The sequence below is a fragment of the Streptomyces longispororuber genome (assembly GCF_024448165.1).
In the GTDB taxonomy this organism is placed as follows: Bacteria; Actinomycetota; Actinomycetes; order Streptomycetales; family Streptomycetaceae; genus Streptomyces; species Streptomyces longispororuber_A.
This window is the reverse complement of the sequence record NZ_JAMOLN010000300.1, coordinates 1-9,598: the sequence shown is the minus strand read 5'-3', so window position 1 is coordinate 9,598 and position 9,598 is coordinate 1. Positions and strand designations below refer to the sequence as shown.

The 9,598-nt window shown below is 71.0% G+C and carries 10 protein-coding genes; all 10 read right to left on the bottom strand.

The annotated features are described in order from the left end of the window. Positions 1 to 128 precede the first annotated feature (128 nt). The 10 genes from fabG to M4J07_RS44350 all read right to left on the bottom strand — a co-directional run bounded on the left by fabG (position 129) and on the right by M4J07_RS44350 (position 9,467). Positions 129 to 917: a 3-oxoacyl-ACP reductase FabG gene (gene fabG, locus M4J07_RS44395; RefSeq protein WP_255982391.1), complete on the bottom strand. Its 789-nt coding sequence runs from the start codon at positions 915 to 917 to the stop codon at positions 129 to 131. A 38-nt stretch (positions 918 to 955) separates the two neighbouring features. Then, the gene (locus tag M4J07_RS44390; RefSeq protein ID WP_255982389.1) at positions 956 to 1,411 is read right to left on the bottom strand and encodes a MaoC family dehydratase; all 456 of its coding nucleotides are present in this window, start codon (positions 1,409 to 1,411) and stop codon (positions 956 to 958) included. 39 nt (positions 1,412 to 1,450) lie between these two features. Continuing rightward, a complete protein-coding gene (locus M4J07_RS44385; RefSeq protein WP_255982387.1) occupies positions 1,451 to 2,338 on the bottom strand; it encodes an FAS1-like dehydratase domain-containing protein in 888 nt (295 codons plus the stop codon). Then, the gene (locus tag M4J07_RS44380) at positions 2,335 to 3,501 is read right to left on the bottom strand and encodes a thiolase (RefSeq protein WP_255982385.1); all 1,167 of its coding nucleotides are present in this window, start codon (positions 3,499 to 3,501) and stop codon (positions 2,335 to 2,337) included. The genes M4J07_RS44385 and M4J07_RS44380 overlap by 4 nt, the downstream gene beginning before the upstream one ends. Further along, positions 3,498 to 3,866 (bottom strand): Zn-ribbon domain-containing OB-fold protein, encoded by a 369-nt coding sequence (locus M4J07_RS44375; RefSeq protein ID WP_255982383.1) that lies wholly within the window; start codon positions 3,864 to 3,866, stop codon positions 3,498 to 3,500. The genes M4J07_RS44380 and M4J07_RS44375 overlap by 4 nt, the downstream gene beginning before the upstream one ends. Beyond that, positions 3,863 to 5,041: an acyl-CoA dehydrogenase family protein gene (locus M4J07_RS44370; protein WP_255982381.1), complete on the bottom strand. Its 1,179-nt coding sequence runs from the start codon at positions 5,039 to 5,041 to the stop codon at positions 3,863 to 3,865. The genes M4J07_RS44375 and M4J07_RS44370 overlap by 4 nt, the downstream gene beginning before the upstream one ends. A gap of 9 nt (positions 5,042 to 5,050) precedes the next feature. Continuing rightward, entirely contained in the window at positions 5,051 to 6,193 is a 1,143-nt protein-coding gene (locus M4J07_RS44365) for an acyl-CoA dehydrogenase family protein (protein WP_255982379.1), read from the bottom strand. A gap of 47 nt (positions 6,194 to 6,240) precedes the next feature. Next, on the bottom strand, positions 6,241 to 7,401 hold the full coding sequence (locus M4J07_RS44360; RefSeq protein ID WP_255982377.1) for a thiolase family protein: 1,161 nt from the start codon (positions 7,399 to 7,401) through the stop codon (positions 6,241 to 6,243). Between the two features lie 34 nt (positions 7,402 to 7,435). Continuing rightward, positions 7,436 to 8,194 (bottom strand): 3-hydroxyacyl-CoA dehydrogenase, encoded by a 759-nt coding sequence (locus M4J07_RS44355; protein ID WP_255982375.1) that lies wholly within the window; start codon positions 8,192 to 8,194, stop codon positions 7,436 to 7,438. Positions 8,195 to 8,309: 115 nt separating this feature from the next. Continuing rightward, complete coding sequence (locus M4J07_RS44350) at positions 8,310 to 9,467, bottom strand: acyl-CoA dehydrogenase family protein (protein ID WP_255982373.1); 1,158 nt, start codon at positions 9,465 to 9,467, stop codon at positions 8,310 to 8,312. Between the last annotated feature and the right edge of the window lie 131 nt (positions 9,468 to 9,598).

Sequence of the window (9,598 nt, the reverse complement as noted above, 5' to 3'; positions counted from 1 at the left end):
CGGTGGTGGACATGAGCATCGTCGGCGTTCCCGACGCTGTCAATGCCCTGATCGAACGTTCAGGACCCGGATGGGGAACGGCCGCCGTGCGGGTGGGCACGGCGGCCGTTCTCGGGTGCGTGCGCGGGTCAGGCCCGGGGGCCGCCCGCGACGTACAGGACCTGTCCGGAGACGAACCCGGCGGCTTCGCCCGCGAAGAACGACACCGCGTTCGCGATGTCGTCCGGGGCGCCGACGCGGGCGACCGGGATGTTCGCCGCGGCACGCGCCTTGAAGTCGTCGAAGGACAGGCCGAGGCGGTCGGCGGTCTTGGCGGTCATCTCGGTGGCGATGAAGCCGGGCGCGATGGCGTTGGCGGTGACGCCGAACGTGCCGAGCTCGATGGCGAGCGTCTTGGTGAAGCCCTGCAGGCCCGCCTTGGCGGCGGAGTAGTTGGCCTGGCCGCGGTTGCCGAGGGCGGCGGTGGAGGACAGGTTGACGATGCGCCCCCACTTGGCGGCGGTCATGTACGCCTGGCAGGCGCGGGACATCAGGAACGCGCCGCGCAGATGGACGCCCAGGACGGAGTCCCAGTCCTGCTCGGTCATCTTGAACAGGAGGTTGTCGCGGGTGATGCCCGCGTTGTTGACGAGGACGAGGGGCGCGCCGAGCTCGTCGGCGACGCGCCGCACGGCCGCCTCCACCTGGTCGGCGTCGGCGACGTCCACACCGACGGCGAGGGCACGGCCGCCCTCCTTCCCGACGCCGGCGACGGTGTCGGCGCAGGCGGCCTCGTCGAGGTCCAGGACGGCGACGGCGTATCCGTCCCGGGCCAGGCGCCGCGCGGTGGCGGCGCCCAGGCCGCGGGCGGCTCCGGTGACGATGGCGACCTTCTGAGCGACCCTCCGGTCGGCACTCTGGTCGGCGTTCTCGGGCATGGTGAACTCCGTCGATCTCAGGGGTGGTTGGGGGCTGGTCAGTAGACGCGGACGACGGTCTCGGCGACGCAGGCCGGCTTGTCGGCGCCCTCGATCTCCACGGTGACCCGGTTGACGATCTGCCGGCCGCCGCCGGGGACCTCGTCGGCGGAGACGACGTCGATGGAGGCGCGGACGCGGGAACCGACCGTGACGGGGTTCATGAAGCGGACCTTGTTGAGCCCGTAGTTGACCCCCATCCTGACGTCCTCGATCTTGTAGACGCCCTGGGTGAGGACGGGGATGAGGGAGAGGGTCAGGTAGCCGTGCGCGATGGGCGCGCCGAAGGGGCCGTTCGCGGCGCGCGCCGGGTCGACGTGGATCCACTGGTGGTCGCCGGTGGCGTCGGCGAACGTGTCGATGCGGTCCTGGGTGACGGTCACCCAGTCGCTGACGCCGACGTGGGTGCCGGCCGCGGCGGCGAACTCGGCGGGCGAGGAGAAGGTCTTGGGCATGAGGGGGTGACTCTCGTTCCGGTGAGTGTTCTGGGGCGGTTACGCGAGCGAGGCGGTGCCGGTGATGCCGGGCACGGCTCCCGGGAGGCCCGCTTCCAGCGCGACCGTGTCGCCGTCGGGCATGCCGCGCACCTCGAAGGCGTGCGGCGCGAACAGAGGCGCCTTCGCCCGGAAGGAGAAGGCCGTGACGGTGCGCTCCGGGGCGTTGCAGCGTGGCAGTTCGAGGAGGGAGAGGGCGAGCAGCGGGCCGTGGACGACGAGGTCGGGGTAGCCCTCGACGTCGCGGGCGTACTCGCGGTCGTAGTGGATGCGGTGGGCGTTGTAGGTGAGCGCGCTGAAGCGGAAGAGCAGGCTCGGGTCGGGCCGGAGCGTGAACGCCCAGGCGGCGTCCGCCTGTTGTGCCGGCCTCGGGGGGCCTGCCGCCGTACCTCCGGGCTGCTTGTAGACGATGTCCTGCTCCTCGACGGTGCGGATCCCGCCCTGCACGGAGTAGGTATGACGGACCGTCACCAGGAGGAGCAGGCCCGAGCCGCCTTCCCGCACGCGCACGGACACGATCTCCGAGCGGCGCGTCACCAGGTCGCCCACGCGCAGTGGTGCGTGGAAGGTGGAGCGGCCGCCGCCGAACATCCGGCGCCGTTCGGGCAGTGGGGGCAGGAACAGGCCGTCGTGCGGATGGCCGTCCTCGCCGAGCTCCGCCTGGGCCGGCCGGTCGAGGAGGTACAGCCAGTGCCACAGCGGCGGCAGCGGATCGCCGACGCCGCTCACCACGGGCGGCTGGTCGAACACGGCGGCGAGGGCCTGGGCGGGCGCGGCGGTGAGGAATTCCGTCGTCTCCACCGGCCGCGGCCGCCACTGCGCCTCGATCCGCGCGAACGCCTCACGGGCTCCCGCGCTCGTCCGGCTCATCGGGCTCGTCCCGCTCATCCGAGGGCCTCCGCCGTGCCGAGCAGGGCCGTGGCCTGGCTGGAGAGGACGCCGCCGTTGCCGTTGACGAGCGCCACGTTCGTGCCCGCCTGCTGGCGGGCCCCGCCCTCGCCCCGCAACTGCCGTACCGCTTCGATGATGAGGAAGATGCCGTACATCCCGGGGTGGCAGTAGGACAGGCCGCCGCCATTGGTGTTGACGGGCAGTTCGCCGCCGGGGGCGATGCGGCCGCCCGACACGAACGCGCCGCCCTCGCCCTTCGCGCAGAACCCCAGGTCCTCCAGGAACAGCAGGGTGTTGATGGTGAAGGCGTCGTACAGCTCGACGACGTCCACGTCGCTCGGCTTGAGGCCGGCCATGGTGAAGGCGCGGCGTCCCGAGTCGACGGCGGCGGTCGTGGTCAGGTCCGGCATCTGCGACATGGAGCGGTGCCAGGTGGCCTCGCCGCCGCCCAGGAAGTACGCGGGGGTGACCGGCAGGTCCCGGGCGCGCTCGGCGCTGGTGAGGATCACCGCGCCGCCGCCGTCCGTGACCAGGCAGCAGTCCTTCGACGTCAGCGGGTGGCTGATCATCTGCGAGGACAGCACGTCCTCGACGGTGAGCGGACCGCGTCCGTACGTGAACGCCTTCGGGTTGAGCTGCGCCCAGTCGCGCGCGGCGACGGCGACCTCGGCGAGCTGCTCGCGCGTCGTCCCGTACTCGTACATGTGCCGGGAGGCGGCCAGGGCGTACATGGAGACGGGGTAGCGCGGCTTGTACGCCTCCTCGTACGGCAGCAGTTTCGTCGGGGAGACGAGACGGCCGCCGTCGGAACGCTGCGTGGAGCCGTACGCGATGAGCGCGGTGGTGCACAGGCCCGCCTCGATGGCCATCGCCGCGTGCAGCAGGTGGGCGACGAAGGAGCTGCCGCCGACGTTCGTGGAGTCTGCGTAGACCGGCCGGATGCCCAGGTACTCGGCGACGTCGAGCGTCGGGAACGGCAGGTAGGAGGAGGCGCAGAAGAAGCCGTCGACATCGGACTTCTTCAGGCCCGCGTCCTTCAGGGCGCGGGCGGTGGCCTGGCCCATGAGGTCGAAGTGGGTCAGTCCGGGGGCCACGTGGCCGAGGTCGGACTCGGCGACGCCGACGACGGCGACCCTGCCCCGCAGATCGGTGGTGCTCATTCCTGGTCCTCCAGCGGTCGGAAGACGGCCAGCGGGACGCCGTCCTCCTCGATCACGTCGAGCCGCACCCGTGCCCCGATGGCCACGTCCGCGGGGGCGACGCCCTCGACGCGGCTCATCATGCGGAACCCTTCGTCGACGTCGACGAGCGCCACGTTGTACGGGTCGGTGCCCCGCTTGTGCAGCACGGTCGTCGCGTACACCGCGCCGCGGCCCGAACTGGTGCGCCAGGCAAGGGATTCGCTGCCGCAGTGCGGGCACAGCACGCGCGGGTAGAAGACGGCGCGGTCGCAGGCGCCGCAGTGCTGGAAGCGGAGTTCACCGGCGGCGAGCCCGTCCGCGTACCCGGCCGTGGGGGCGCTCATCGGCGGCCTCCGTCGTCGACGCGGTTGCGGGCGATGTGCTGCTTGGCGATGACGTTCCGCTGGATCTCGTTGGTGCCCTCGCCGACGATCATCAGGGGCGCGTCACGGAAGTAGCGTTCGACGTCGAACTCCGTCGAGTAGCCGTAACCGCCGTGCACCCGCACCGCGTTGAGCGCGATCTCCATGCACACCTCGGACGCGAACAGCTTCGCCATGCCGGCCTCCAGGTCGGCCCGTTCCCCCGCGTCGACGCGGGCGGCGGCGTCGAGGGTGAGCAGCCGGGCGGCGCGGAGCTTGGTGGCACCGTCGGCGAGATAGTTGCCGATGGACTGGTGCTGCCAGATGGGCTGTCCGAAGGTGTGGCGCTCCTGGGCGTAGCGCGTGGCGTCGTTCAGTGCGGCCTGCGCGACGCCCAGGGCGCGCGAGGCGACCTGGATGCGGCCGATCTCCAGGCCGCGCATCATCTGCGCGAACCCGGCCCCGAAGTCTCCGCCGAGCACGGCGGTCTCGGGCACCCTGACGTCGTCGAAGACGAGCTCGCAGCTCTCGACGCCCTTGTAGCCGAGCTTCGGCAGGTCCTTGGAGACGACGTATCCGGCGTCCTTCTCCACGAGCAGGATGGAGAAGCCCTTGCCCTGCGCCGGTTCGGTGCGGCACAGCAGCGCGACGAGCCCGGCGCGACGCGAGTTGGTGATCCACGTCTTGGAGCCGTTGACGATCCAACTGCCTTCCACGAGAACGGCCTTGGTGCCCATGGCCTGGAGGTCGGAGCCGCCGCCCGGCTCGGTCAGGGCCATCGTCGCGCGCAGCTCGCCGGTCGCCAGGTGCGGCAGGTACGCGGCCTGCTGATCGGGCGTGCCGAAGGTGCGGATCAGGTACGTGACGACGGAGTGGCCGCCCATCGAGCCGGACAGGGACATCCAGCCGCGCGCCAACTCCTGTGCCACGAGGGCGAAGCAGGCCGTCGACACGTCGACGCCGCCGTGTTCGGCCGGCGCCAGCAGGCCGAACACGCCGAGCTTCTTCATCTGCTCGATGAGCTTCTCGGGATAGGTGTTGGCGTGCTCCAACTCCTGCACCACCGGCAGGACTTCATGGTCGACGAAGTCGGCGACGACCTCGACGATGGCCCGCTCGTCCTCGGAGAGCCGGGCGATGAGGGGGATCTCGGTCATGGCCATCGGCTACTTCACACCCTTCAGGAGGGCGCGGCCGATGATCAGCTTCTGGATCTCGCTGGTGCCCTCGTAGATTCGGAACAGTCGCGCGTCGCGGTAGCAGCGCTCGACGACGGTGCCGCGCATGTACCCCATGCCGCCGTGGATCTGCACGGCGAGGTCGGCGGCCTTCGACACCATCTCGGAGCAGTACAGCTTGGTGGCGGAGGGGCGCAGTCTGCGGTCCTCCCCCGAGTCGTACTTCTCCGCGGCGTCCAGCACCATGGCCCGCCCGGCGAACACACCCGTCTGGATCTCCGCGAGCATGCCCTGCACGAGCTGGAACTCACCGATGGGTCGGCCGCCCTGCTTGCTGGCGGCGGCGTGGGCGACCGACTCCTCCAGGATCCGCTCGGCCATGCCCACGCAGAGCGCGGCGATGTGGATCCGGCCGCGGATCAGGGACTTCATGGCGGCGCCGAACCCGGCGCCCTCCTCGCCGCCGACGAGCGCGGACCGCTCCACCCGTACGTCGTCGAAGAACACCTCGGCGGTCCAGGCGCCGGCCTGGCCGGTCTTGTGGTCCTTGGGGCCGACGGTGACACCGGGCAGTCCCGCCTCGACGAGGAAGACCGAGATGCCCTTCGTGCCGTACGGCTCCTCGCCGGTGCGGGCGAACACGACGAACAGGTCGGCGAGCGGTGCGTTCGTGATGAAGCGCTTGGCGCCGTTGAGAACGTATCCGTCGCCGTCGCGCACGGCGCGCGTGGTGAGCCCGGACGGGTCGGAGCCCGCCTCGGCCTCGGTGAGCGCGAACGAGGCGACCGCGCCCTCGGCGAGCCGGGGCAGCCAGTGCCGCTGCTGCTCCTCGGTGCCCGCGTTGACGAGGACCTTGCCCGCGATGCCGTTGTTCGTGCCGAACATGGAGCGGAAGGCCGGGGTCGTCCAGCCGAATTCGAAGGCCAGCCGCACGTCCTCGTGCAGGGAGGCCCCGAGGCCGCCGTACTCCTCGGGCAGCGTGTACCCGAACAGGCCCATGTCCGCCGCCTTGCGCCGGATGTCCTCCGGTATCGCGTCGGTCTCCTCGATCTCGTCCTCGCGCGCAACGACGTCCTCGCGCACGAGGCGACGCACCGCGTCCCGTACCGCTGTGAAATCGGCGGCGTCCATGGTTCCCGGGTCCTTCCTTGAATGGCCGTACGTGGCCGTGAGTGGCGTCAGAGCAGTTCGAGGACGGTGGCGTTGGCCATGCCGCCGCCCTCGCACATCGACTGCAGGCCGTAGCGGATGCCGTTGTCCTTCATGTGGTGCACGAGCGTCGTCATCAGCCGGGCGCCGGAGCCGCCGAGCGGGTGGCCGAGGGCCATGGCACCGCCGTTGGGGTTCATCCGCTCGTAGTCGGCGCCGGTCTGCCGCTGCCAGCCGAGCGAGACGGAGGCGAACGCCTCGTTGATCTCGTACGCGCCGATCTCGTCGAGGTCGAGCCCCGAGCGCTCAAGTGCCTTGGCGGTGGCGGGGATCGGGCCCTTGAGCATGGTGATCGGGTCGACTCCGGTGACGACGCCGGTGTGGAAGCGGGCGATCGGCGTCCAGCCGTTGCGCAGAGCGATCTCGGTCGTGGTGACGAGCAGGGCGGCCGCGCCGTCCGAGATCTGCGAGGCATTGCCCGCGGAGATGACGCCGTTCTCCTTGAACGGGGTCTTCAGGCCCGCGAGCTTCTCGGCCGTCGTCCCGCGCCGCACGCCCTCGTCGGTGTCGAAGACGGTGCCGTCGGGGAGGGTGACCGGGGTGATCTGGCCCTTGAAACGGCCCTCGTCGATGGCACGGGCGGCCCGCTCGTGGGAGTCGGCGGCGTGCTGGTCGAGGTCGGCGCGGCTGAGGCCGAACTCCTCGGCGATCATCTCGGCGCCGATGCCCTGGTTGAACGCGTAGTGGTCGTAGCGCTCGCCGACCAGCGGCCCGTACGGGGCGCCGACCAGACCGCCGGCCCGCGTGGAGCCCATCGGGACCCGGGACATGGACTCGACGCCGCCCGCGACGGCGATGTCGTACTGCCCGGCGATGACACCGGCGGCGGCCTGGTGCACGGCCTGCTGCGAGGAACCGCACTGCCGGTCGACGGTCAGTCCGGGCACGGACTCGGGCCAGCCGGCCGCGAGCACCGCGTAGCGGCCGACGCCGCCCGCCTGCTCGCCGACCTGGGAGACGCAGCCCCAGATGACGTCGTCGACGGTGACCGGGTCGAGGCCGTTGCGCTCGGCGAGGGCCTTCAGGACGTGGGCGGAGAGGTCGACGGGGTGGATGCCCGCGAGGGCGCCGCCCTGCTTGCCCTTGCCGACGGGGGTGCGGACGGCATCGACGATGACCGCGTCACGCATGGGGAACTCCTAAGCGAAGAGGGTGGGTTGAGGTCTAGCGGGGAGCCATGCGGATCGCGCCGTCGAGGCGGATCGTCTCGCCGTTGAGCATCGGGTTGGTGATGATCGCCTCGGCGAGCTGCGCGTACTCGGAGGGCTGTCCGAGCCGGGCCGGGTGCGGCACCTGGGCGCCGAGCGAGTCCTTCGCGTCCTGCGGGAGGCGGCCGAGCAGCGGCGTCTCGAAGAGGCCGGGGGCGATGGTCATGACGCGGATGTTCGTCCGGGCCAGGTCGCGGGCGATCGGCAGTGTCATGCCGACGATGCCGCCCTTCGACGCGGAGTACGAGCACTGTCCGATCTGGCCGTCGAACGCGGCGACGGAGGCGGTGTTGACGATGACGCCACGGTCGTTGTCGACCGGCTCGCTCGCGCCCATCGCCTGGGCGGCGAGGCGGATCACGTTGAAGGTGCCGATCAGGTTGACCTCGACGACCTTGCGGAACCTGTCCAGGTCGTAGGGGCCCTCCTTGCCGACGGTGCGGCCGGCGCCGCCGATGCCCGCGCAGTTCACGGTGATGCGCAGCGGGGCGAGCGCGGTGGCCGCGGCGACGGCGGCGGTGACGTCGGCCTCGCTGGTGACGTCGCCGGGCGCGAACGTCGCACCGATCTCCTTGGCCACGGCGGCGCCGTCGGACGAGGGCAGGTCGAAGACGACGACGTGGGCGCCGGCGGCGGCGAGCCGCTCGGCGGTGGCGCGGCCCAGGCCGGAGGCGCCCCCGGTGACGAGGGCGGAGGAGCGGGCGTCGATCTGCATGTCAGAACCCTTCTGCGGAACGGACGTTCAAAGGAGGTGCAGGGCGATCAGGGCGAGCAGGCGCTCAGGGCGTTCGGGTGCTCAGGGCGTTCGGGTGCTCGGGTGTTCAGGGCGATCAGAGGCCGAGGGACTTGGCGATAATCGTCTTCATCACTTCGCTGGTGCCGCCGTAGATCCGGGAGACCCGGGTGTCGGCGTACAGGCGGGCGATCGGATACTCGGTGACGTAGCCGTAACCTCCGTGCAGCTGGAGGCACTTGTCGATGACGCGGCCCGCGACCTCGGTGCAGAACAGCTTGGCCTTCGCGGCGTCGGCCACCGACAGCTCGCCCACGTCGTGCAGTTCGAGGGCGCGGTCGGCCATCAGCTGCGCGGCCTCGACCTCGGTGGCGCACTCGGCGAGCACGAACTTGGTGTTCTGGAAGTGGGCGACGGGCTTGCCGAAGACGGTGCGCTCGCGGACGTAGTCGGTGGCGAACCGCAGCGCGGCACTGGCGGTGGCGGCGCCGCCGACGGCGATGGTGAGCCGCTCCTGCGCGAGGTTGTGGGAGAGGTACGAGAAGCCCTTGCCCTCCTCGCCGAGCAGGTTCTCCACCGGCACCCGCACGTCCACGAAGGCGAGTTCGGCGGTGTCGGACGCCTTCAGGCCGATCTTCTGGAGCTTGCGGCCGACGGAGAAGCCCTCGCTCGCCGACTCCACGACCAGGATCGACAGACCGGCCCGCCGGTCGGCCGGGTCGAAGGCCGCCGTACGGGCCACGACGAGGATCAGATCGGCCAGCGCGCCGCCCGTGATGAACGTCTTGGCGCCGTTGAGCACGTAGTGCGTGCCGTCGGCGGACAGCTCGGCCCTGGTCTGGATGTTCGCGAGGTCGGAGCCGGTGCCGGGCTCGGTCATCGCGATGGCCGTCATCAGGTCGCCCGTCGCGAACCCGGGCAGCCAGCGCTCCTTCTGCTCCTGGGTGGCGTACGCCATCAGGTACGGCAGGATCAGGTTCGCGTGCACGGAGTAGTTGCCGAACGAGACCCCGGCCCGCGAGGTCTCCTCCGCGGCGACGGCCGCGAACTTGAAGCTGCTCTCGCCCGCCCCGCCGAACTCCTCCGGCACCTGGATGCCGAGCACGCCCAGCTCGCCGAGCCTGCGGTAGAAGTCGCGCGGCGGGTGCCCCTGCTCCTCCCACTCGTGGTGGACCGGGACGACCTCCTTGGCGATGAAGTCCCGCAGCGTCCGACGGAACGCCTCGTGATCCTCGCTGAACACGGTACGGCGCACGGCAACCTCTCCTCCTGTGATCCGCGGCGCCCGGTCCGGTGTGGCGTGCGTCGCAGACTTCTATCTCGAACGATCGTTAAGTTATGCCTGCACGGCAGGCCCTGTCCAGGGAGACGACGACGGGGTGACCT